At 70.5% G+C, this 22,229-nt stretch carries 19 protein-coding genes; 12 read left to right on the forward strand and 7 right to left on the reverse strand.

Features of this window, described 5'->3' with window-relative positions; translation table 11 throughout:
• Positions 1 to 134 precede the first annotated feature (134 nt).
• Positions 135 to 3,080 (reverse strand): helix-turn-helix transcriptional regulator, encoded by a 2,946-nt coding sequence (locus tag ACQEV2_RS34045; RefSeq protein ID WP_433050279.1) that lies wholly within the window; start codon positions 3,078 to 3,080, stop codon positions 135 to 137.
• A gap of 203 nt (positions 3,081 to 3,283) precedes the next feature.
• Entirely contained in the window at positions 3,284 to 4,114 is an 831-nt protein-coding gene (locus tag ACQEV2_RS34050) for a LuxR C-terminal-related transcriptional regulator (RefSeq protein ID WP_433050282.1), read from the reverse strand.
• A gap of 123 nt (positions 4,115 to 4,237) precedes the next feature.
• Between ACQEV2_RS34050 and ACQEV2_RS34055 the strand changes: the two genes are divergently transcribed.
• Both ACQEV2_RS34055 and ACQEV2_RS34060 read left to right on the forward strand, forming a co-directional pair.
• A complete protein-coding gene (locus ACQEV2_RS34055; protein ID WP_433050285.1) occupies positions 4,238 to 5,908 on the forward strand; it encodes an AMP-binding protein in 1,671 nt (556 codons plus the stop codon).
• Entirely contained in the window at positions 5,905 to 7,497 is a 1,593-nt protein-coding gene (locus ACQEV2_RS34060; protein ID WP_433050288.1) for an AMP-binding protein, read from the forward strand. The genes ACQEV2_RS34055 and ACQEV2_RS34060 overlap by 4 nt, the downstream gene beginning before the upstream one ends.
• Before the next feature lie 5 nt (positions 7,498 to 7,502).
• Here ACQEV2_RS34060 and ACQEV2_RS34065 read toward each other — a convergent pair whose 3' ends face one another.
• Positions 7,503 to 8,210: a helix-turn-helix transcriptional regulator gene (locus tag ACQEV2_RS34065; RefSeq protein WP_433054986.1), complete on the reverse strand. Its 708-nt coding sequence runs from the start codon at positions 8,208 to 8,210 to the stop codon at positions 7,503 to 7,505.
• An 82-nt stretch (positions 8,211 to 8,292) separates the two neighbouring features.
• Between ACQEV2_RS34065 and ACQEV2_RS34070 the strand changes: the two genes are divergently transcribed.
• Positions 8,293 to 8,727 carry a hypothetical protein gene (locus ACQEV2_RS34070; RefSeq protein WP_433050291.1) on the forward strand — a complete coding sequence of 145 codons (435 nt, stop codon included), beginning with the start codon at positions 8,293 to 8,295 and terminating at the stop codon, positions 8,725 to 8,727.
• 151 nt (positions 8,728 to 8,878) lie between these two features.
• Positions 8,879 to 9,751, forward strand: coding sequence for a chitosanase (locus ACQEV2_RS34075; RefSeq protein WP_433050294.1), 873 nt, complete (start codon positions 8,879 to 8,881; stop codon positions 9,749 to 9,751).
• Positions 9,752 to 9,849: 98 nt separating this feature from the next.
• Here ACQEV2_RS34075 and ACQEV2_RS34080 read toward each other — a convergent pair whose 3' ends face one another.
• Entirely contained in the window at positions 9,850 to 10,536 is a 687-nt protein-coding gene (locus ACQEV2_RS34080; RefSeq protein ID WP_433050297.1) for a hypothetical protein, read from the reverse strand.
• A 227-nt stretch (positions 10,537 to 10,763) separates the two neighbouring features.
• Here ACQEV2_RS34080 and gcl point away from each other — a divergent pair, with 227 nt between their 5' ends.
• A complete protein-coding gene (gene gcl, locus ACQEV2_RS34085; RefSeq protein WP_433050300.1) occupies positions 10,764 to 12,548 on the forward strand; it encodes a glyoxylate carboligase in 1,785 nt (594 codons plus the stop codon).
• 318 nt (positions 12,549 to 12,866) lie between these two features.
• The gene (locus ACQEV2_RS34090) at positions 12,867 to 14,084 is read left to right on the forward strand and encodes a Shedu anti-phage system protein SduA domain-containing protein (protein ID WP_433050303.1); all 1,218 of its coding nucleotides are present in this window, start codon (positions 12,867 to 12,869) and stop codon (positions 14,082 to 14,084) included.
• Positions 14,085 to 14,390: 306 nt separating this feature from the next.
• Here the strand turns inward: ACQEV2_RS34090 and ACQEV2_RS34095 are convergent, their stop codons facing one another.
• The 3 genes from ACQEV2_RS34095 to ACQEV2_RS34105 all read right to left on the reverse strand — a co-directional run bounded on the left by ACQEV2_RS34095 (position 14,391) and on the right by ACQEV2_RS34105 (position 17,812).
• The gene (locus tag ACQEV2_RS34095; RefSeq protein ID WP_433050306.1) at positions 14,391 to 15,848 is read right to left on the reverse strand and encodes a catalase; all 1,458 of its coding nucleotides are present in this window, start codon (positions 15,846 to 15,848) and stop codon (positions 14,391 to 14,393) included.
• Between the two features lie 200 nt (positions 15,849 to 16,048).
• Positions 16,049 to 16,942, reverse strand: coding sequence for a 2-hydroxy-3-oxopropionate reductase (locus ACQEV2_RS34100; protein ID WP_433050309.1), 894 nt, complete (start codon positions 16,940 to 16,942; stop codon positions 16,049 to 16,051).
• 30 nt (positions 16,943 to 16,972) lie between these two features.
• Entirely contained in the window at positions 16,973 to 17,812 is an 840-nt protein-coding gene (locus ACQEV2_RS34105) for a TIM barrel protein (RefSeq protein WP_433050312.1), read from the reverse strand.
• Between the two features lie 137 nt (positions 17,813 to 17,949).
• Here ACQEV2_RS34105 and ACQEV2_RS34110 point away from each other — a divergent pair, with 137 nt between their 5' ends.
• From ACQEV2_RS34110 to ACQEV2_RS34135, 6 genes are all read left to right on the forward strand, one after another.
• On the forward strand, positions 17,950 to 18,201 hold the full coding sequence (locus ACQEV2_RS34110) for a hypothetical protein (RefSeq protein WP_433050315.1): 252 nt from the start codon (positions 17,950 to 17,952) through the stop codon (positions 18,199 to 18,201).
• A complete protein-coding gene (locus tag ACQEV2_RS34115; protein WP_433050318.1) occupies positions 18,198 to 18,566 on the forward strand; it encodes a helix-turn-helix domain-containing protein in 369 nt (122 codons plus the stop codon). The genes ACQEV2_RS34110 and ACQEV2_RS34115 overlap by 4 nt, the downstream gene beginning before the upstream one ends.
• A gap of 124 nt (positions 18,567 to 18,690) precedes the next feature.
• The gene (gene uraD, locus ACQEV2_RS34120) at positions 18,691 to 19,200 is read left to right on the forward strand and encodes a 2-oxo-4-hydroxy-4-carboxy-5-ureidoimidazoline decarboxylase (protein ID WP_433050321.1); all 510 of its coding nucleotides are present in this window, start codon (positions 18,691 to 18,693) and stop codon (positions 19,198 to 19,200) included.
• A 7-nt stretch (positions 19,201 to 19,207) separates the two neighbouring features.
• Positions 19,208 to 19,600, forward strand: coding sequence for a hydroxyisourate hydrolase (gene uraH, locus ACQEV2_RS34125; protein ID WP_433050324.1), 393 nt, complete (start codon positions 19,208 to 19,210; stop codon positions 19,598 to 19,600).
• Positions 19,601 to 19,604: 4 nt separating this feature from the next.
• Positions 19,605 to 20,528: a factor-independent urate hydroxylase gene (gene pucL, locus ACQEV2_RS34130; RefSeq protein WP_433050327.1), complete on the forward strand. Its 924-nt coding sequence runs from the start codon at positions 19,605 to 19,607 to the stop codon at positions 20,526 to 20,528.
• Positions 20,529 to 20,660: 132 nt separating this feature from the next.
• The gene (locus ACQEV2_RS34135) at positions 20,661 to 22,040 is read left to right on the forward strand and encodes an 8-oxoguanine deaminase (protein ID WP_433050330.1); all 1,380 of its coding nucleotides are present in this window, start codon (positions 20,661 to 20,663) and stop codon (positions 22,038 to 22,040) included.
• Positions 22,041 to 22,229 lie beyond the last annotated feature (189 nt).

Genomic DNA, 22,229 nt, shown 5'->3' on the forward strand with positions numbered 1-22,229 from the left:
CCGGCGAGCGGCACATCCACAAGGTAGGTCCCGGAAGTTGCCCTTCCCAATGAGGGAACCCCCTAAGGGAGTTGGGCAGGGAAAACCCTCGGTCGTGGTCGGTAAACCCGCGCGACCGACAAAGACGGGTGAAGTTACGTCGTACGGCGTCCCGCCGCGAGTCTGACGATGTCGACCCGCGATCGGATCCCCAGCTTGCGATAGACGCGGGTAAGTGTGGCTTCGACCGTTTTGACGCTGATGAACAGGCGCGCGGCGATCTCCCGGTTGGTCGCGCCTTCCATGACGAGCGCGGCGACCTGACGCTCCATCGCGGCGAGCCCGTTCAGGCTGTCCAGGCCGTCCGGCGGGGAGACGGGGGTGGGGACCGTCTCCGCGGGGCGCGCCTCGGCGGCCGCCTCGACCTGCCGCAGCCACGGCAGCGCACGGCAGCGGCGGAACAGCCGGGCCGCCTCGTCGTACGACGTCGGGCCGGGAGCGCCGGTGCGCAGCTGGGTCAGCGCGAAGGCGGCCCGCGCCTCCTCCAGGCCGTAGCCCAGCTTGCCGAGCCGGTCCTGCGCCGACGTCAACTGGGCCACGGCCGCGTCCCGTTCGCCGCGGGCCGCGCGGACCAGCGCCTCGGCCCGGTCCAGGACGGCCAGGACGCTCTCGCGGTTCAGCCGCAGCGCCTGCTCGCGCGTGACGTCGATGACGTCCTGCGCCTCGGTGAGTTCACCGCTGCGCACCAGGGCCTCGGCGAGGTCGCCGTGCCAGCGGCCGCGCGCCGGGTCGGTGATGCCGAGGCCCTGCTCGACCTCGCGCACCCGGCGCAGCGAACGGACCGCCCCCTGCGCGTCCCCCGCCACCAGCTGGGCGTGGCCGAGGGCGGCCAGGGCGCGGGAGACGTACATCTGGTCGCCGTCCTCCTCGGCGTGCTCCACCGCTTCCCGCGCCAGTGCCAGCGCCCGGTCCAGCTCCCCGCCCGCGGCCTCCGCGAGCGAGGTCAGCACCGCGGAGGCCACCTCGCCGATCCCGGTGTCGCGGGCCAGCCGCAGGCTCTCGCGGGCCAGGTCGAGGGCGCGCCCGCAGTGGCCGGAGTGCAGCTCGGTCTCGGCGACCCCGCGCAGGAAGTGCACCTCGCTCTCGACCCACCCGTGCCGGCGCACCTCGCGCAGCAGCGCGGTGACCGCGGCGCGGGCCTCGGGCAGCTGGTCGCTCATGATCAGCCAGCGGAAGCGGGAGTAGCCGGCCCCGTTGTGATGGCAGGCCACCCTCGGGTCCTGGGGTTCCTCCAGCGCCCGCCGGATGGTCGCGGGGGCGTCCGGGTGGCCCATGAGGGTCTCGATCTGGGCCTGGAAGGCGAGCGCCATCAGCTCGGTGTACCGGTCGCCGGCCCGCGCGGCCAGCTCCGCCGAGTACGCGGCCTCCTCCCGGGCCTCGTCGAAGTCGCCCTTCACGAGCAGCGCGCGCCACGTCAGCTGGTAGTGGACCAGCGCGAGCAGCTTCGGGTCGTCGCCCGCGTCGGCCAGGGCCTGCGGGAAGATCGCGTCGACCTCCGTCATCGCGTGGCCCGCCGTGTCGATCACCGCGATCCAGGCCCGTACCCGTTCCGCGGGCACGGACGTGCGGGCGAGCACCTCACGGGCGATGTCCCGGGCGAGGTCCAGCTCGCCGGCGGTGATCGCGTCGTCCACGGCCTGCAGGCGCAGGGCCTCCGGGCTGGGCCCCGTCGTTCGTATGAGCCGGGCGTCGTGGGGTCCGGCAGGAGCTGCCCCGGAGGGGGGACCGGCCGCGGCGTTGTCGCCGGTCGCCGGCTCGGCTTCCCCCAAGCTCTCGGCCTCGCCCGAGGGCGCACCGTCCGCCGGGGTGTGCCGGGCGGCGAGCAGGCAGAGCTGCGCGGCCACCGACGGCGCTCCCCGGTCCCGGGCCAGGGTGGCGGCCTCGGCGAGGCGGGCGGCGACCTCCGGGTCGGTGCCGGTGGTCGCGAGGGCCAGGTGCCGGGCGCGCTCGATGGGGTCGGAGGCCGCCGTCGACAGCGCGGCGTGCGCGGCACGGCGCTCCTGCGCGGGCGCCTCGGCGTACAGCGCGGCGGAGACCATCGGGTGCGCGAACCGTACGGCGGGACCCTCGGGCTCGGTCGCCAGCAGCCCGAGCGCGGCGGCCTGGGCGGTCTCGGCCTCGGCGTTGGCACGGCCGGCCGCGTGCAGCAGCGCCAGCGTGGGACGGGCGCCGGCACTGGCGACCAGGAGGGTGCGGCGGGCCTCCTCCGACAGCATCTCCAGGCGGTTGAGCACCAGGGCGCGCAGCGAGGTGGGCACCGGCAGGGGTTCGCCGGGGCGGGGCGGGGTGGGGTTCTCGGCGAGGGCACGGCCCAGTTCGAGGGCGAACAGGGCGTTGCCGCCGCTGGTGCGGTGGATGTCCCGGACCGTGGAGCGGGGCAGGCCGGTGAAGCCGCGGTGGTCGAGGAGGGCGGACATCTGGGCGCGGGAGAGGGGACCCAGCCGTACGGCGAGGGTGTCCGGCGGGGACGCGCGTAGATGGCGGTCGTACTCCTGGCCATCGGTCCGCACCGCGCACAGCATCCGCACCGGGGTGTCGCCGAGCCGGCGGGCGGCGAAGCCGAGGAGCTCGGCGCTGGCCGGGTCCAGCCACTGGAGGTCGTCGGCGACGACGAGGACGGGCCCGGTCTCGGCGAGGGCGCGCAGGGCGGACAGGACGGCCAGGCGCAGGGCGAGTCCGTCGCGTTGGAGGGTGGACTCGCCGCGGCCGGTGAGCGCCGACTCCAGGGCGGTGAGCTGGGCTGCGGGGATCCGGTCGGACACCTCGTCCAGGACCAGGCCGAGGAGGTCGGCCAGGGCGAGGAAGGGGAGATGGGATTCGGACTCGGTGGGCGAGCAGCGCAACACGGTGCGTGCCGCCCCGCCGTATTCCGCGGCCAATGCCCGCAGGACCGTGGACTTCCCAATTCCGGCAGGGCCGTGAAGCAGCACGCTCCCGCCCCGCCCGAGCTGCTCACGCGCCGCGGTGAACAGCTCCTCCCTGCCGATGACCTGGTCGGGGCGGCATCTCGCAGGCTCCTTGAAGTCCCGTCGCACGGTCACCGCTCCCCTCCGTGTGTCGTGTTCGGGCCAATATTAGGCAACGGATCTTTGAAATTCGGAGTGAAGACATGGTGAGGCAAATAACAACGGTGCGGCATGGAGAAATTCAAGGCTCGTGCGAATGAATGACGGGCGTCCGAGCCGGCCGGTCCGAGCGGGCGACCGGCGGGTCCGACGGCTCCGCAGCCGTACGGCCTGCGGTCCTACGGCAGCAACCCCGCCCGCCGCGCCGCCACCACCGCCTCACCGCGGGTGTGCGTGCCCAGCTTGCGCATGGCCGACCGCAGATAGCCCTTGACCGTCTCCGCCCGCAGGCCCAGCCGCTCGGCGGTGAGCGCGTTCGTGGCTCCCGCGGCCACGCATGCCAGCACATCCAGCTCGCGGGGGGCCAGCCGCACGCCGTTGCGGGGTGACCCCTCGGTCAGCAGGCCGCAGGCGGCCAGCAGCTCCGTGCGCAGGGCGGGGTCGCCGATGCGCGGGGCCAGGGCGCGCAGCGCCGCGTGGGCCTCGCGGACCTGCTCCCACGCCGCGCCCCGGTCGGCCGGCGCCGCCGGCGGCCGAGCCGCCTCCTGCAACCCCCGCACCTCGTCCCGCACCACCAGCGCCTGCTCCACGTCCCGCGCCGCCGCCACGGCCGCCGTCAGCGTGCGATCGCCCAGCGGCTGGGCCGTGCGCAGGGCGCCGTACAGGACACCGCGCACCCGGCGCCGTACGACCACCGGGACCGCCAGCACCGAACGCAGCCCCTCCGCGGCGACGGCGGCGTCGTACTCATGGCTGATCTGCTGCGAGGCGGAGTAGTCCGTGACCGCGCAGGGGCGGGCGAGGGCCACGGCCTTGCCGCCCAGGCCGGTGCCGGCGGTCACCGCGAGTCTGCTCAGGGCCTCGGTGGCCGTGCCGTTCAGTTCACTGATGCGCATCCGCGGGCGCCCGCCCTCCACCAGGCCGCCGAAGGCGACCGGGAGGCCGGTCGAGCGGCGCAGGCGCACCAGCGCGCTCCTTATGTCCACCGATGCGGCCGCGTCCACTGTCACGTACTCGCCCTTTCGCCGCGCCTTCCGGAGCGCACACCCCCGTTCGGGGGTAGTGAGACCCACGTCACGGATTACACGATGACTGAGAGCCGCCCGGCAAGGTCCGGTCTACCAGGAGGACAGATGACGACGGGGACGGAGCTGTTCCGCAGTGCGCGGGACTTCCTGCTCGAGCACCGCGAGGACTACGCCACCGCCTACGAGGGCTTCGCCTGGCCCCGGCCCGAGCGGTTCAACTGGGCGCTCGACTGGTTCGACGTCATCGCGGACGGAAACGACCGCACCGCGCTGCACATCGTCGAGGAGGACGGCAGCGAGGTCCGGCTCTCCTTCGCCGAGATGGCCGAGCGCTCCGCGCGCGTCGCGGGCTGGCTGCGGGCACGTGGCGTCCGCGCCGAGGACCGGCTCCTCGTGATGCTCGGCAACCAGGCCGAACTGTGGGAGACCGCCCTCGCCGCGATGAAGCTGCGCGCCGTCGTCATTCCGGCCACGCCGCTGCTGGGCCCCGCCGACCTGCACGACCGGGTGGAGCGCGGGCGGGTCCGGCATGTGCTGGTGCGGGCGGAGGACACCGCCAAGTTCGACGAGGTGCCCGGCGGCTACACACGCATCAGCGTCGGCGGGGCGCCCGAGGGATGGCAGGCGTACGAGGACGCGTACACCGCCCCCGCCGACTTCACCCCCGACGGGCCGACCGCGGCCGACGACCCGCTGATGCTGTACTTCACCTCCGGCACCACCGCCCGCCCCAAGCTGGTCGAGCACACCCACACCTCGTACCCGATCGGGCACCTGGCCACCATGTACTGGATCGGCCTCAAGCCCGGCGACGTGCATCTGAACATCTCCTCGCCCGGCTGGGCCAAGCATGCCTGGTCCAACCTCTTCGCGCCGTGGAACGCGGAGGCGACCGTCTTCATCCACAACTACACGCGCTTCGACGCGGCCCGGCTGATGACCGAGATGGACCGTGCCGGGGTCACCGCCTTCTGCGCCCCGCCGACCGTCTGGCGCATGCTCATCCAGGCCGACCTGAGCGCGCTGCGCACCCCGCCCCGCGAGGCCGTCGCCGCCGGTGAGCCGCTCAACCCCGAGGTCATCGAGCGGGTGCGCGAGGCCTGGGGCGTGACCATCCGGGACGGCTTCGGGCAGACCGAGACCGCCGTCCAGGTCTCCAACAGCCCCGGCCAGCCCCTGAAGACCGGATCCATGGGCCGCCCCAGCCCCGGCTTCCGCGTCGAGCTCCTCGACCCGGTCACCGGCGCGCCCGGCGCCGACGAGGGCGAGATCGCCCTCGACCTCTCCGAGCGGCCGGTCGGCGTGATGACCGGCTACCACGGCGACGCCGACCGTACGGCGGAGGCGATGGCCGGCGGCTACTACCGGACGGGGGACATCGGTTCGCGGGACGCCGACGGATACATCACCTACGTCGGGCGCGCGGACGATGTCTTCAAGGCTTCGGACTACAAGATCAGCCCCTTCGAGCTGGAAAGCGCCCTGCTGGAGCACGAGGCGGTGGCCGAGGCGGCCGTCGTGCCCGCGCCGGACGAGCTGCGGCTCGCGGTGCCGAAGGCGTACGTCGTGCTGGCGGACGGCTGGGAGCCGGGCCCCGACACGGCGAAGGTGCTCTTCGAGCACTCGCGGGAGGTCCTGGCGCCGTACAAGCGCGTCCGCCGCCTGGAGTTCGCGCCGCTGCCCAAGACCGTCTCCGGCAAGATCCGCCGCATCGAGCTGCGCGAGGCCACGGCCGCGGGCTCGGACGCCGAGTACCGCGAGGAGGACTTCCGGTGACCGTCGAGCTGTCGTACACGCACGGGACGAGTGAGACGGTCCTGCTCGGGGAGACGATCGGGGCCAACCTGGACCGGGCCGTCGCGGCCTGGCCGGACCGGGAGGCGCTGGTCGACGTGCCGTCCGGGCGGCGCTGGACCTACGCCCAATTCGCCGCCGACGTCGACGAGTTGGCGTACGCGCTGCTCGCGAGCGGGGTCGCCAAGGGCGACCGGGTGGGGATCTGGGCGGTCAACTGCCCCGAGTGGGTCCTGGTCCAGTACGCCACCGCCCGCATCGGCGCGATCATGGTGAACATCAACCCGGCCTACCGCACCCACGAGGTCGAGTACGTCCTCAACCAGGCCGGCATCTCCCTCCTCTTCGCCTCCCTCAGTCACAAGACGAGCGACTACCGGGCGATGGTCGAGCAAGTGCGGGGCAAGTGCCCGCAGTTGAGGGAGACCGTGTTCATCGGTGACCCGAGCTGGGAAGCGCTGATCGCGCGGGGAACGCCGGTGCCGTTCGAGGACCTGTCCTGCGACGACCCGATCAACATCCAGTACACGTCCGGCACGACGGGCTTCCCCAAGGGGGCCACCCTCTCCCACCACAACATCCTCAACAACGGCTACTTCGTGGGCGAGATGATCGCCTACACCGAGCAGGACCGGGTGTGCCTTCCGGTGCCCTTCTACCACTGCTTCGGCATGGTCATGGGCAATCTGGCCGCCACGTCCCACGGCGCCTGCATGGTGATCCCGGCCCCCTCCTTCGACCCGAAGGCCACGCTGGAGGCCGTCCAGCGGGAGCGCTGCACCTCCCTGTACGGCGTCCCGACGATGTTCATCGCGGAGCTGAACCTCCCCGACTTCGCCTCGTACGACCTCTCCTCCCTGCGCACCGGCATCATGGCGGGCTCGCCCTGCCCGGTGGAGGTGATGAAGCGGGTGGTCACCGAGATGCACATGGCCGAGGTGTCGATCTGCTACGGGATGACGGAGACCTCGCCCGTCTCCACGCAGACCCGCCGCGACGACGACCTGGAACACCGCACCGGCACGGTCGGGCGCGTGCTGCCGCACATCGAGGTGAAGCTCGTCGACCCGGCGACCGGCGTGACCCGACCCCGGGGCGAGGCGGGCGAGTTGTGCACCCGTGGCTACAGCGTGATGCTCGGCTACTGGAACGAGCCCGAGAAGACCGCCGAGGCCGTCGACGCCGGCCGCTGGATGCACACCGGGGACCTGGCCGTCATGCGCGAGGACGGCTACGTCGAGATCGTCGGCCGCATCAAGGACATGATCATCCGGGGCGGCGAGAACATCTACCCGCGCGAGATCGAGGAGTTCCTGTACGGCCACCCGAAGATCGCGGACGTCCAGGTCGTCGGAGTGCCGCACCAGCGGTACGGCGAGGAGGTGCTGGCGTGCGTCATCCCGCGCGATCCCGGTGACCCGCTGACGCTGGAGGAGCTGCGGGCCTTCTGCGACGGGCAGTTGGCGCACTACAAGATCCCGAGCCGGTTGCAGATCCTCGACTCCTTCCCGATGACGGTGTCCGGGAAGGTGCGGAAGGTGGAGCTGCGGGAGAAGTACGCCGGTCGGTGAACCACTCAGGCGGCCGGCCGCAGCACGACGCAGCACCGGCCGTCACGGGGGGCGAGGCAGGCTTCGAAGCCGGTCTCGCCCAGGCCGTGCAGCACACCGCGCAGCAGATGGAGGTTCATCCCGCACACCGTTTGGGTGTGCTCGCGGGCCAGCGCGTGGAAGGGGCAGTTGGCCAGGACGATCGCGTCGTCCTCGCGGCGCGGCTCGAATCCCTGCTGCTCCAGCAGGTCGATGAGGGCCGCGTCGCCCGTCCCTCCCAGCTGTGAGCCGAGTTCCTCCGCCTTGCGGTGCAGCACGTCCCGCACCGGCTCACCCGTCGCGTCGGACTCCTCGACCGCCTGGGCCAGGAGCCGTCCGGCCAGTTCGTAGCGCCGGTCCGGCAGGCTGACGGCGACCTGTCGCGTGGAGCGGCGGTAGAGCTTGGCCGGCCTGCCCGCGCCCGGGCCGGTCCGTCCGCTGCGCCGCTCGTAGACCACGTCGAGCAGGGACTCCGCGGCGAGCCGGTCCAGGTGGAACGCCGCGGTCTGCCGCGCCAGGCCGAGTGCCTCGGCCGCCTCGTCCCGACTGACCGGGCCCGCCTGGCGCACCACATGCTCGTACAGCCTCCTGCGCGTCGGCTCGTCGAGCGCGGCGACGGCGGAGACGTCGGCGGCGTGGGCGTCAGCGGCGTTCACGTCGGCGTCGGGTACTTCCTTCGCGGCATCCACGAACACCAGTGTAAAACCCACGGCCATTGACTAAAGACAATGTGCGCGCTTCTATAGTTAATGAGAGTCATCTATAGAAGGAGTCGACATGGCCTCCGCAACCACCAGCACCACACCCGCCGGGTCCCGGCGTGCGGTGCTCGCCGACCCCGGCTACCAGGCCTTCCTGGTCCTGCGCATCGGGTTCACGGTGGCGCCGATCCTGTTCGGGCTGGACAAGTTCGCCAACCTGCTCGTGGACTGGCCCGGCTACCTCGCGCCCTGGATCGACGACGTCCTTCCGGGCAGCGCCCAGGCGGCCATGTACGCGGTGGGCGCGATCGAGATCCTGGCCGGTGTCGTCGTGGCCCTGGCCCCGCGCTTCGGCGGGTGGCTGGTGGCCGGCTGGCTGGCGGGCATCATCGTCAACCTGCTGACCATCCCGGACTACTACGACATCGCGCTGCGGGACTTCGGACTGCTGCTCGGCGCGGTGGCGCTCGCGCGGCTCGCGGAGCGGTACCACGGCGGGCGGGAGGTGTGAACTCGTAGTCGTACGAACGACGTTCGAGCGGGGGCGCCCCATGGCGCCTCCGCTTTTTTCTGTCGCATCTCTTGCAGACAGCGGTTGCCAAGCAATAGGAAGGAAAGGTTCCTAACAGTCTCCTGCTCCACCCCCACAAGCGGAGAATCACATGCGCCTTCCCTCACTGAGACGGCAACCCCAACCCCCCACCCGACGCCGCCCCCGGCGAAGCGCAAGGCTGCGCATCGCCCTGGCCGCCGCCCTCGCAGCTCTCCCGGCCATGCTGCTTCTGGGCGTGAGCCAAGCCGCCGCCGGACCGGCGGGGCTGGACGATCCGGCGAAGAAGGAGATCGCCATGCGGCTCGTCTCCAGTGCCGAGAACTCGTCGCTGGACTGGCGGGCCCAGTTCGACTACATCGAGGACATCGGCGACGGCCGCGGCTACACGGCCGGGATCGTCGGCTTCTGCTCCGGCACCCACGACATGCTGGAACTCGTCGAGTACTACACCGCACAGGAACCGCACAACCCGCTCGCCCCGTACCTGCCCGCCCTCCGCGAGGTCGACGGCACCGACTCGCACGAAGGGCTCGACCCCGGCTTCACGGACGCCTGGGTGAGGGCCGCGCAGACGCCGGAGTTCCAGGCGGCCCAGGAACACGAGCGCGACCGGGTGTACTTCGACCCGTCCGTCTCACGGGCCAAGCGCGACGGCCTGCAGGAACTGGGGCAGTTCGCCTACTACGACGCCATCGTCATGCACGGCGCGTCGGGCTTCGCCTCGATCCGGGCCGACGCCCGCCGTCACGCCAGGACCCCGGCGGACGGCGGCAACGAGACGACGTATCTGCATGCGTTCCTGGACGCGCGCGTGAAGGAGATGAAGAAGGAGGCCGCACACGAGGACACCAGCCGCGTCGACACCGCCCAGCGGGTCTTCCTCAACAAGGGCAACCTGCGCCTGAAGACGCCGCTCACCTGGCATGTGTACGGCGATCGGTTCCACATCGAGAGGGATCCGGCCTCGTCGGTCGGGGGCTGAGGAACTCGGCACGCATACAGCTGACCGGCACTTCTCGGTGCCGGTCAGCGATATTTGGCCCGTCCGGCGTTTGAGGACGAGGCCCTCTCAGGGGCGATTCACCGCGCGGCGCCCTCCGCGTCGAGCGCGTCGGCGAGGCCGTTGACCGGCTGGGGCGTGCCCGTGAGGTCGAGGACGAACAGAGGGACGCCCAGCGCGTCGGCGCTCGTGCGCGCGTCGGGGGCGTATCCGGCGAGGGAGAAGTAGACGCAGGCCGCGGACTCGGTCATGGCCGTCAGCCACAGGCACTCCACGTCCCGCGGCGAGGCCGGCCGTACAGTCGGGTCGACCTGGGCGAGCAGGCCGTGCGCGGCGATGCCGATGCCGGTCGGCGGCCGCTGGTCGGCACGGCGGATGTCCCGGTAGCCGAGCCAGCGCAGATAGACGGCGGCGGCCGTGACGGCGTCACGCGCGGTGCGGATCGTGACGGGCTGGAAGGCGCGGCGCGCGGCGGCCGGAGCCTTCCGTGGTGTCTCGCCGGTGTCCGCCCGCACCGCCGGAACCCGCAACACCGTCCCGCAGGGGCAGCCCACCTCCGGACGGGGCCACTGGCTCTCGCGGTCGCACGCCCCGCACCGCACTCCCACCCATTCGTCGTCCCAGGCGCGATGGGTGACGGCCGTCGCGGTCCCCTGCGGGTCGAGCGCCGGCGCGACGGGCTCCCCGCACGCGCACGGGTAGGCGGGCGCCTCGTAGAGATGCTCCCGCCGGCAGACCGGGCAGCGCACCGACACGCTCTCGGACATGGCCACTCCAGGACGACCTCGCATCGGGACAGCGCTCCCATGGTCCTCCAGGACGTGCCCGGTTGTCCGGCCCTTGACGGTCTTCACCTGTCCACCTACATTGCTTCCAGATAGTAGAAAAGAATTTCCGCAATGTGGAAACAGTGCGGGAAGAGACATCGTCACGGAATTGCTCACCGCGGGGCGCGACGGGAGTGCGAATCCGACAGCCGAAGCAGGAGTACTCAATGGCTCGTATGACCGCTGCCCGAGCGGCAGTCGAGATCCTCAAGCGCGAGGGCGTCAGCAACGCGTTCGGCGTGCCGGGCGCGGCGATCAACCCCTTCTACGCGGCGCTCAAGGCCTCCGGAGGCATCCAGCACACCCTCGCCCGCCATGTGGAGGGCGCCTCGCACATGGCCGAGGGTTACACCCGTACCCACCCGGGCAACATCGGCGTCTGCATCGGCACGTCCGGACCCGCCGGCACCGACATGATCACCGGTCTGTACTCGGCGATCGGCGACTCGATCCCGATCCTGTGCATCACCGGCCAGGCTCCGACCGCCGTGATCCACAAAGAGGACTTCCAGGCCGTCGACATCGCCTCGATCGCCAAGCCGGTCACGAAAATGGCGGTGACCGTCCTGGAGGCCGCGCAGGTCCCCGGCGTCTTCCAGCAGGCGTTCCACCTGATGCGCTCCGGCCGGCCCGGCCCGGTCCTGATCGACCTGCCGATCGACGTCCAGCTGACGGAGATCGAGTTCGACCCGGAGACGTACGAGCCCCTCCCGGCCTACAAGCCGGCCGCGACCCGCCCGCAGATCGAGAAGGCGATCGGGATGCTGAACGCGTCCGAGCGCCCGCTGATCGTCGCGGGCGGCGGCGTCATCAATGCCGACGCGGCCGAACTCCTCGTCGAGTTCGCGGAGTTGACCGGCACCCCGGTCGTCCCGACCCTCATGGGCTGGGGCCTGCTCCCCGACGACCACGAGCTGAACGCCGGCATGGTCGGCCTGCAGACCTCGCACCGCTACGGCAACGCGACCTTCCTGGAGTCCGACTTCGTCCTCGGCATCGGCAACCGCTGGGCCAACCGCCACACGGGCAAGCTGGACGTCTACACGGCCGGCCGGAAGTTCGTCCACGTCGACATCGAGCCCACCCAGATCGGCAAGATCTTCGCCCCGGACTACGGCATCGCCTCCGACGCGAAGGCTGCCCTGGAGCTGTTCGTCGAGGTGGCACGGGAGTTGAAGGCGGCGGGCAAGCTGCCCGACCGCTCCGCGTGGGCCGCGTCCGCGCAGGAGAAGAAGGCGACGCTCCAGCGCCGTACGCACTTCGACAACATCCCGATCAAGCCGCAGCGCGTCTACGAGGAGATGAACAAGGCCTTCGGCCCGGAGACCCGGTACGTCTCCACCATCGGCCTCTCGCAGATCGCCGGCGCCCAGATGCTGCACGTCTTCAAGCCGCGGCACTGGATCAACTGCGGTCAGGCGGGCCCGCTCGGCTGGACCATCCCGGCCGCGCTGGGCGTGGCGAAGGCCGACCCGGAGGCGTCCGTGGTCGCCCTCTCCGGCGACTACGACTTCCAGTTCATGATCGAGGAGCTGGCGGTCGGGGCGCAGCACAAGATCCCGTACGTGCATGTCCTGGTCAACAACTCCTACCTGGGGCTGATCCGCCAGGCGCAGCGGGCGTTCGACATCGACTTCCAGGTCAAGCTGGAGTTCGAGAACATCAACTCGCCCGAGCTGGGCGTCTACGGCGTCGACCACGTCAAGGTCGCCGAGGGCCTCGGCTGCAAGGCGATCCGGGTGACCGACCCGAACGAGCTGGGTGCGGCCTTCGAGCAGGCCAAGAAGCTCGCGCAGGAGTACCAGGTCCCGGTGGTCGTCGAGGCGATCCTGGAGCGCGTCACCAACATCTCCATGTCGACGACGAACGACATCAGCAACGTCGTGGAGTTCGAGGAGCTCGCGACGGAGCCGGGTCACGCACCGACGTCGATCAAGACGCTGAAGGTCTGAGGCGGCGGATCTGACGCGTCGGGTCAGCAAAGGGGCGGTCCAACCGAGAGGTTGGGCCGCCCCTTGATGTTCCCCCGTGATCCTTGCGCTTCCCCCGTGCGGTGTTCCCCCGTTCCCGGGACCCGCCGCCCCCGTGCCGGCGGGCCCCGTGTGAGAAGAATGTGCCCACGGGTGGTGGCGGTTGAAGCCTCTTGAACTGTGTTCAGAGCTTGATTTGAGGATTGCGTAGACGCCCTACGCCCTCAGGCGTACGCGCGTAGTCACGTCTCCCGGTGATGTTCCGGGGTGTTGTCGGACCCCACGGACACAATGCGCGCCATGACACCGAGAAGCGACATGACCCTGGAGTGGCACCTTCGCAAGGTGGTGGCCAAGGAGGCGGTCGACGAGGCCGTGAAGGATGCCGTGCAGGCGGTTCTGAAGCACATGCACGGCGGACGCAGCCGCAAGCGGCGAGGCGGCAGAGAGCTGGTACGGCTCCTGGAGGAGGCGCGGGGTGCTGCGGCGGGAGCCGGCGAGTGGCAGGTCGTACGACTCGTGCAGGATGCGATCGAGTACGCCGAGGGACGCATCCTGCGGTACGACTTCGAGGACCGGCACCGGCTGTTCGGGGACGGGCAGCGGAGGGAGTCGCACACGGGCTTCCTCGGCAGCACGATGCAGGCGATGCACCAATGGCTGTTCGACGCCGGGCGGAGGTACCTGGCGGACCACCCCGAGGCCGGGATCGAGGAGTTCCTGGAGCACTTTCGGGCGCAGGGTGAGGACGCGGTGTTTCTTCAGGCCTCCGAAGACCGCCCCGGTCGCTATGTCGTTCCGCGGGGCCGGGCCGAGATCACGCTGTGGCTGGAGCGGATCATCCGCAGCGGCCGGATCGACATCGCAGACCCGGCAGCCGAAGCTCGGAAGATCGTCACCTCGCCCGAAGCCTTGGCCTTGCTGGCCGCCGACGATCAGGGGCGGATCCTGCTGCAGGCCGCCGAACTGCGCCGCCGTGACGCCCGGCTCAAGGAGCTGCGTACTGTCGTCGAGGATCGCAAGGCTACCGAGGCGGATGTGCAGCGGGCGCTGGACGGGCAGTACTGGATCTTCGGCGGGCGCTTCGTGGGCGAGGCGGCACAGCGGCGGCTCGTGCCCGGGGACGAACTCGACATTCCGTTGATACGCGGCGACGGGGCGCTCCATGTCGTCGAGCTCAAGCGCGCCATGAGCCTCAAGGGTCCGCTGGTCAAGCGACATCGCCATGCCTGGGTGCCGGCGGCGCAGGTGCACGAGGCCGTCGGCCAGGCCGTCAACTACCTCACCGGGCTGGACGAGAACCGGGAACGGCTCCGCGCCGACTTCGGTATCGAGACCCGGCGGGCCAGCGCCCTGGTCCTGGTCGGGCACCCCGCGCTGCATCCGGAGGTGCCGGAGGAGGAGGTCAACGAGGCGCTGCGGACGTTCAATGCGCACATGACCAGGGTCGAGGTGCTGACGTACAAGGAACTCCTGGACAACGCCGAGCGCTCCCTGGCCGGCGAGAGCGCGGTGTAGGGAGCGCGGGGGAGGCTGGCCGTCCGACGGTGCGAGGCTGGGCGCGACAGGACGTTCGCGCCGCCGGACGGGGTCTTGGGGGGCTCGGGACCGCGGCGGCAGCGACGGCACCGGGGGCTCCTTCCCTCAGGTCGAAGAAGGAGGCCGGGACCTTCACCACCGCACTGGCTCGCACGCCGCCGCGGTCCTCACGTTGCCCGCGCCCGTTCCGAGCGACCACCCCTCATCCGGGTCGATCGGCGTCGGGGCGCGGGCGGTGCGTCCGGCTCATGACCTCCCGTCAGGAGGCGGACGCAGTCCAGTGGTTCAGTCCTCGCGCAGGGCGCGGACCGCCTCCTCCACGCGCTTGCCGTACTCCGGGTCGGCGGCGTGGAAGTGGGCCAGGTTCTTCTCGATCACATCGTCGCGGGAGACCTGGGACAGGCCACCGGCGATGTTCGCGATCAGGCGGGACTTCTCCTCGGCCGACATGAGCCGGTACAGCTCACCGGCCTGGAAGAAGTCGTCGTCCTTGGTGTGGAGCGGTGCCTCATGGGTGCCCGTGTGGCCGGTCACCGCGAGCGGGGCCGACAGCGGGCGGCCGGTCTCCACCGGGCCGTCGTAGGAGTTCGGCTCGTAGTTCTTGGCGTACCGGCCCTGGGAGTTGGTGGCCATGAAGCCGTCGCGGCCGTAGTTCTGCGCGGTCGTCGCCTTCGGGGCGTTGACCGCCAGCTGGGTGTGGTTGACGCCCAGGCGGTAGCGGTGGGCGTCCGCGTAGGCGAACAGGCGGCCCTGGAGCATCTTGTCGGGGGAGGGGCCGATGCCCGGCACGAAGTTGTTCGGGGAGAACGCGGCCTGCTCGACCTCGGCGAAGACGTTGTCCGGGTTGCGGTCCAGGACCAGGCGGCCCACGCGCTGCAGCGGGTAGTCCTTGTGCGGCCAGACCTTGGTCAGGTCGAAGGGGTTGAAGCGGTAGTCGGCCGCCTCGGCCGCCGGCATGAGCTGGACGTAGAGGGTCCAGGACGGGTGCACGCCCCGCTCGATGGCCTGGAGCAGGTCCGTCTGGTGCGAGTTGGGGTCCTTGCCCGCGAGCTCGGCGGCCTGCTCGCTGCTCAGGCAGCGGATGCCCTGGTTGGTCTTGAAGTGGTACTTGACGAAGAAGGCCTCGCCCTCGGCGTTCGTCCACTGGTAGGTGTGCGAGCCGTAGCCGTTCATGTGGCGGTACGACGCCGGGATGCCGCGGTCGCCCATCAGCCAGGTCACCTGGTGCGTGGCCTCGGGGGCGTGCGCCCAGAAGTCCCAGACGTTGTCCGGCTCCTGGCGGCCGGTGAACGGGTCGCGCTTCTGCGAGTGGATGAAGTCGGGGAACTTGATCGGGTCCTTGATGAAGAACACCGGGGTGTTGTTGCCGACGAGGTCGTAATTGCCCTCCGCCGTATAGAACTTGACCGCAAAACCGCGCGGGTCACGGACCGCGTCCGCGCCGCCGAGGCTGTCGGCCACGGTCGAGAAGCGCAGGAACACCTCGGTCCGCTTGCCCACCGCGCTCAGGAAGTCGGCGTGGGTGAAGCCGGTGACGTCGTCGGTCACCTCGAAGTGGCCGTACGCGCCGGAGCCCCGGGCGTGCACCACACGCTCCGGGATGCGCTCGCGGTTGAAGCGCGCCAGCTTCTCCAGGAGGTGCTGGTCCTGGAGCAGGAGCGGGCCGCCGACGCCGGCGGAGGCTGAGTTCTGGTTGTCGGCGACCGGGGCGCCGGACTCGGTCGTGAGCACGCGCTTCGACATCGTGGACCTTCCGTGCGGTGGCACTTCCGTGCTGGTGGCAGCGGAAAACTCTTTCCGCTTGGTGGAGCCTAGAAGTGAGGGAATCTGAACGTCAACAGTTTGTTGAAGTTGTTTGCAGCGGTGGATTCCGGGCGGCGCCCCCGCCTGGGCGCGACAGGACAGGTGTCAGCGAAGGCGCCGCCCGGAAGTCTCGGGGTGGGTCAGACCTGGGCGCCGGAGAGGCGCTCGACCGCCCGCAGCAGCGCGGAGTGGTCCAGGCCGCCGTCGCCCTGGGCGCGCAGGGACGCGACCAGCTGGGCGACCACGGCGCCGACGGGCAGGGCGGCGCCGACGTTGCGGGCGGCGTCCGTGACGATACCCATGTCCTTGTGGTGCAGGTCGATACGGAAGCCCGGCTTGAAGTCCCGGTTCAGGAAGTTGTCCTTCTTCCGCGTCAGCACGGTGGAGCCGGCCAGGCCACCGTTGAGGACGTCCAGCGCGGCGTTCAGGTCCACACCCGACTTCTCCAGGAAGACCACGGCCTCGGCGCACGCCTGGATGTTCACGGCGACGATCAGCTGGTTGGCGGCCTTCACGGTCTGACCCGAGCCGTGCGGACCGCACAGCACGATGGTCTTGCCGAGGGCCTCGAAGATCGGCTCGGCCTCGTCGAAGTCGGCCTGCTCGCCGCCGACCATGATCGACAGTACGGCCTCGATGGCGCCGGCCTCACCGCCGGACACCGGGGCGTCCAGCACGCGGATGCCCTTGTCCTTGGCCGCCTTCGCCAGGTCGACCGAGGTCTGCGGGGTGATCGAGGACATGTCGATCAGCAGGGCGCCGGACTTCGCGTTCTCGAGGATGCCGTCTGGGCCGTAGGAGATGGCCTCGACCTGCGGAGACGCCGGGACCATCGTGATGATCACGTCGGCGTCGCGCACGGCCTCGGCGATCGAGGAGGCGGCGGTGCCGCCGGCGGCGGCCAGGCGATCCAGCTTGTCCTGCTCCAGCGTGAAGCCGGTGACCTGGTAACCCGCCTTGATCAGGTTCTCGGACATGGGGGAGCCCATGATGCCGAGACCGATCCAGGCGATCTTGGGGAGTGCGTTGCTCATGATGGGGTGCCTCTCAAATACGGGGGTGTGTCAGCGGGCGGCGCGCGCTTCGCGGGGCAGCCAGTCGAAGGCCTCGGCGCTCGGGCGGTCGCCCGGCTTGTACTCGAGGCCGACCCAGCCCTCGTAGCCCGCCTTCCTCAGCTGGTCGAGCAGCTCCTCCAGCGGGAGCGTGCCCGTGCCCGGCGCGCCACGGCCCGGGTTGTCGGCGATCTGCACATGGCCGGTCTTCGCGGCGTACTGCTCGATCACCTGCGGCAGGTCCTCGCCGTTCATGGACAGGTGGTAGAGGTCCATGAGGAAGCGGGCGTTGCCCAGTCCCGTCGCCTCGTTGACCTTGTCGACGATCCCGACCGCGGCCGGCGCCGAGACCAGCGGGTACAGCGGTGACTCGGGCTTGTTCAGGGCCTCGATCAGCAGGATCGCGCCGATCCGGTCGGCCGCCCGGGCCGCGAGGGCCAGGTTCTCCAGCGCGAGCGCGTCCTGCTCGGCCGGGTCCACGCCCTCGACGCGGTTGCCGTACAGGGCGTTGAGCGCCTTGCAGCCGAGGGACCGCGCGAAGTCGGCGGCCACGTCGACATTGGCGCGGAACCTCTCCGACTCCTCGCCCGGGACCGACAGGGCGCCGCGGTCGGGGCCGGGCAGCCGGCCGGCGTAGAAGTTCAGGCCGGTGAGCTGGACGCCCGCGTCCTCGATCGCCTTCTTCAGGGCATCGAGCTCGGACTGCTCGGGGGTGGGGGAGTCGATCCAGGGCCACCACAGCTCGACCGCGGTGAAGCCGGCCGCGGCGGCGGCCGCGGGGCGCTCCAGGAGCGGGAGTTCCGTGAAGAGGATCGACAGGTTGACGTTGAAGCGCTGCTCTGCGAATCCCATGCGGGTCGGCGCTCCCTTCCGTTGTCGAGATTCCGTATTACGGAAGTTAGTTTCTGCGTACTGGAAGATTGCCGCTGTGTGTCCGAGCTTGTCAAGAGGGGTCGGCGGAAGGCGGCGCCGCGCGTTAGGTTGACCGCGTGCGATTGAGAGTGGAGTTCACGACCGAGCCCTTCGACCTCGACGAGGCACCCGCGCACGCGCTGGTGGCCCGCGAGGTCATCGAGGCGGCCGAGCTCGACGCGGTGGACGTCGGCCCGTTCGGCAATACGGCGGAGGGCGGTGCCGACGTCGTGCTCACCGCGGTGGACGCCCTCCTGCGCAGGAGCCTGGAGGCCGGCGCCACCCGGGTCTCGCTCCAGGTCAATGTGATCGGGGAGGGCGAGCAGTGACCGGCGCTGGGGACGAGCCCTTCATCGCGGCCGTGAAGCCGCTGGTCGACGCCATGGGCGGCGAGATCCTCCCGCCCGACGAGGCCGGCCCCGAGGATGTCGTGCTCTCCTGGGAGGGTGCCGACGTCGTCGCCGTACGCCTGCCCCAGCTGGCCGACTCTCTGGACCACATCCTGGCCGCCATGGAGCGCAGGAAGGGCAAGCCGCTGGCCGACCTGGACCGCAAGGCCAAGCAGGAGGTCGTGCGGATACTCGAGGCGCGCGGCGCCTTCTCCGTGCGGCATGGCGTGGAGACCGTGGCGAGTGCGCTCGGGGTGAGCCGCTTCACGGTCTACAACTACCTGAACCGGGACAAGAACCCCTGACGAGACCGCTCTCGGTTTCGTTACCGCGAATTTTCAACAAAGTGTTGACGTCTCGTCGTCGTAGGGCGTTAGCTATCGGCACGCCCGTTCAGTACGAAGGCCCTTCGCGGCCACGGAGGCTCCCGTGACGTCGAATTCCACGCCCCCGGGCCTGGCCCGCTTCAACGCCCTGGAGGAGCACGCGGCCTACGCCGCTCTCCACGAGGCGTGCGCCTCCACGGCGTGGGCGAAGCGGCTGCTCGCCGCCCGCCCCTATGCCACCGCCGACGACCTCTACGCCGCCAGTGACGCCGCCACGGCCGAGCTGACGACCGAGGACCTCGAAGAGGCGATGGCCGGGCACCCGCCGATCGGCCGCCCCAAGCCGGGCGATCCGACCTCGGCCCGGGAGCAGCGCGGCATGGCCGGCGCCTCCGAGGAGCTCAAGGCGGAGATGCTCGAACTCAACCTGGCCTACCAGGACAAGTTCGGCCACGTCTTCCTGATCTGCGCCACCGGCAGGACCGGCGAGCAGATGCGCGACGCGGTCAAGGAACGGATCGGCAACTCGCCGGAGCAGGAGCGGGAGATCGTCCGCACCGAGCTGGGCAAGATCAACCGTATCCGGCTCGCCCGACTCGTCGAAGAGGACTGACCAAGCCATGAGCACCAGCACCACCGCCTCGGTGTCCACGCACATCCTGGACACCAGCATCGGCCGCCCCGCCGAGGGCGTCGCCGTCCGGCTTTCCGCCCGCTCGGGCCGGGACGCGGACTGGCAGGCGCTCGGCGGCTCCGCGACCGACGCGGACGGGCGGTGCAAGGACCTCCCGGCGCTGCCGGAGGGGACCACACACGTACGGCTCGACTTCGCCGTCGAGCCGTACTTCGAGAAGAAGCAAGCCGATGCGCAGCAGGACGCCCCCGCGAATCGGGACAGCGGTGCCGTGTTCTTCCCCGAGGTGGCGATCACCTTCGCCGTGCAGCCCGGGGAGCACTACCACGTACCGCTGCTGCTCAACCCGTTCGGCTACTCCGTATACCGAGGGAGCTAGCTAAATGCCCACGATCCTGGGACAGAACCAGTACGGCAAGGCCGAGAACCGAGTCGTAAAGATCACGCGGGACGGCGCCACCCACCACATCAAGGACCTGAACGTCTCCGTCGCCCTCTCCGGCGACATGGACGAGGTCCACTACTCCGGCTCGAACGCCAACGTCCTGCCGACCGACACCACCAAGAACACGGTGTACGCGTTCGCCAAGGAGTACGGCATCGAGTCTGCCGAGCAGTTCGGCATCCATCTCGCCCGCCACTTCGTCACCTCGCAGGAGCCGATCCACCAGGCCCGGATCCGCATCGAGGAGTACGCCTGGGAGCGGATCGAGGCGTCCGACGCCAACTCGCAGTTCATCGGCTCCGACGAGGTCAAGCACTCCTTCGTCCGCAAGGGCCAGGAGACGCGGCTCACGCAGATCACCTACGACGGTGAGAAGTGGGAGGTCATCTCCGGTCTGAAGGACCTGGTCGTGATGAACTCGACCAACTCCGAGTTCTGGGGCTACGTCAAGGACAAGTACACGACGCTCCAGGAGGCCTACGACCGCATCCTGGCCACCCAGGTCTCCGGCCGCTGGCGGTTCAACTGGACCGACGACGAGCAGCGGATGCCCAACTGGGAGAAGTCCTACGAGCAGACGAAGAAGCACATGCTCCAGGCCTTCGCCGAGACGTACTCGCTGTCGCTGCAGCAGACGCTGTACCAGATGGGCGCGCGCATCATCAACAACCGCAGCGAGATCGACGAGGTCCGCTTCTCCCTCCCGAACAAGCACCACTTCCTGGTGGACCTGGCGCCGTTCGGGCTGAAGAACGACAACGAGGTGTACTTCGCCGCCGACCGCCCCTACGGCCTGATCGAGGCCACGATCCTGCGGGACGGCTGCGAGGCGAGGATCCCGGTGGACCTCACCAACCTGTAAGCCACAACTCCATTCGGCACCCGCGGCCGGTGGGCCGGGCTCTGAAGGCCCCCGGCCGCGGCACTCAAACTCCCCAGGGTCCTGCCGTGCCCTCTCCGAATTCAGCACATCACCCGTTCAAAGGGACGCATCATGGCAGCAGCCCAGCGCATCGTCATCGAGAACTGTTCGATCGCGACGGTGGACGCGAACGACACCGAGTACGCCACGGGCCACATCGTCATCGCGGACAACCGCATCGAGTCGCTCGGCGCGGGCAAGGCCCCCGAGGGCCTGGAGAACGTCGTACGCCGCGTCGACGCCACCGGGCACCTGGTCACCCCCGGCCTGATCAACACCCATCACCACTTCTACCAGTGGATCACCCGGGGCCTGGCGACGGACCACAACCTCTTCAACTGGCTCGTCGCCCTGTACCCGACGTGGGCGCGCATCGACGAGCAGATGGTGCACTCGGCCGCGCAGGGCTCGCTGGCGATGATGGCCCGCGGTGGCGTGACCACCGCCATGGACCACCACTACGTCTTCCCGCAGGGCTCCGGCGACCTGTCCGGCGCCATCATCGGCGCCGCCCGCGACATGGGAGTCCGCTTCACCCTCGCTCGCGGCTCCATGGACCGCAGCGAGAAGGACGGCGGGCTGCCGCCGGACTTCGCCGTCGAGACCCTCGACGGCGCGCTGGCCGCGACCGAGGACACCGTCAAGCAGCACCACGACGCCTCCTTCGGCGCGATGACCCAGGTCGCCGTCGCCCCCTGCTCCCCCTTCTCCGTCTCCACGGAACTCATGCGCGACGGCGCCGAGTTGGCCCGTCGGCTCGGTGTGCGGCTGCACACCCACGGCTCGGAGACGGTCGAGGAGGAGAAGTTCTGCCACGAGCTGTTCGGCATGGGCCCGACCGACTACTTCGAGTCCACCGGCTGGCTCGGCGAGGACGTGTGGATGGCGCACTGCGTCCACATGAACGACTCCGACATCGCCGCCTTCGCCCGGACGAGGACGGGCGTCGCCCACTGCCCGTCCTCCAACGCCCGCCTCGCGGCCGGCATCGCCCGCGTCCCCGACATGCTGGCGGCCGGCGTCCCGGTCGGCCTCGGCGTCGACGGCACCGCGTCCAACGAGTCCGGCGAGCTGCACACCGAACTGCGCAACGCCCTGCTCATCAACCGCCTCGGCGCGCACAAGGAGGCCGCGCTGAACGCCCGGCAGGCCCTGCGGCTCGGGACGTACGGCGGTGCCCAGGTGCTGGGCCGCGCCGCCGAGATCGGCTCGCTGGAGCCCGGCAAGCTGGCCGACCTCGTGCTCTGGAAGCTGGACACCCTCGCCCACGCCTCCATCGCCGACCCGGTGACCGCGCTGGTCTTCGGCGCGGCGGCCCCGGTCACCGCGTCGTTCGTGAACGGCCGGCAGATCGTGGCGGACGGACGGCTGCTCACGGCCGACGAGGACGCGATCGCACGGTCGACGCGGGCGGAAGCACAGCGCCTGGCGCAGATCTCGGCGCAGGCCTGATCACCGTACTGAACCTCCTTATTCAATACGGCACTTGATCTCCGGCCGGGAGGGACGGCTCCCGCCGGTGGCCGTGGACCCGAGCGGGGTCCACGGCGGCCGTCTCCGGGGCACGTGCCCGACGCACGTGCCCCGGAACGGTCACCGTTTCCCCCAGAACGGGCCCGTCCCCGGTCCCGCACGACCACT

The sequence above is a fragment of the Streptomyces sp. CA-251387 genome, from assembly GCF_050936625.1.
In the GTDB taxonomy this organism is placed as follows: Bacteria; Actinomycetota; Actinomycetes; order Streptomycetales; family Streptomycetaceae; genus Streptomyces.

Excerpts from the sequence above, each read along its gene's own strand:
- ACQEV2_RS34080 (WP_433050297.1), bottom strand. The coding sequence starts at position 10,536 with ATGTCCGAGAGCGTGTCGGTGCGCTGCCCGGTCTGCCGGCGGGAGCAT.
- ACQEV2_RS34095 (WP_433050306.1), bottom strand. The coding sequence starts at position 15,848 with ATGTCGAAGCGCGTGCTCACGACCGAGTCCGGCGCCCCGGTCGCCGAC.
- ACQEV2_RS34070 (WP_433050291.1), top strand. The coding sequence starts at position 8,293 with ATGGCCTCCGCAACCACCAGCACCACACCCGCCGGGTCCCGGCGTGCG.
- ACQEV2_RS34135 (WP_433050330.1), top strand. The coding sequence starts at position 20,661 with ATGGCAGCAGCCCAGCGCATCGTCATCGAGAACTGTTCGATCGCGACG.
- pucL (WP_433050327.1), top strand. The coding sequence starts at position 19,605 with ATGCCCACGATCCTGGGACAGAACCAGTACGGCAAGGCCGAGAACCGA.
- ACQEV2_RS34055 (WP_433050285.1), top strand. The coding sequence starts at position 4,238 with ATGACGACGGGGACGGAGCTGTTCCGCAGTGCGCGGGACTTCCTGCTC.
- ACQEV2_RS34105 (WP_433050312.1), bottom strand. The coding sequence starts at position 17,812 with ATGGGATTCGCAGAGCAGCGCTTCAACGTCAACCTGTCGATCCTCTTC.
- ACQEV2_RS34075 (WP_433050294.1), top strand. The coding sequence starts at position 8,879 with ATGCGCCTTCCCTCACTGAGACGGCAACCCCAACCCCCCACCCGACGC.
- ACQEV2_RS34100 (WP_433050309.1), bottom strand. The coding sequence starts at position 16,942 with ATGAGCAACGCACTCCCCAAGATCGCCTGGATCGGTCTCGGCATCATG.
- ACQEV2_RS34090 (WP_433050303.1), top strand. The coding sequence starts at position 12,867 with ATGACACCGAGAAGCGACATGACCCTGGAGTGGCACCTTCGCAAGGTG.
- uraH (WP_433050324.1), top strand. The coding sequence starts at position 19,208 with ATGAGCACCAGCACCACCGCCTCGGTGTCCACGCACATCCTGGACACC.
- gcl (WP_433050300.1), top strand. The coding sequence starts at position 10,764 with ATGGCTCGTATGACCGCTGCCCGAGCGGCAGTCGAGATCCTCAAGCGC.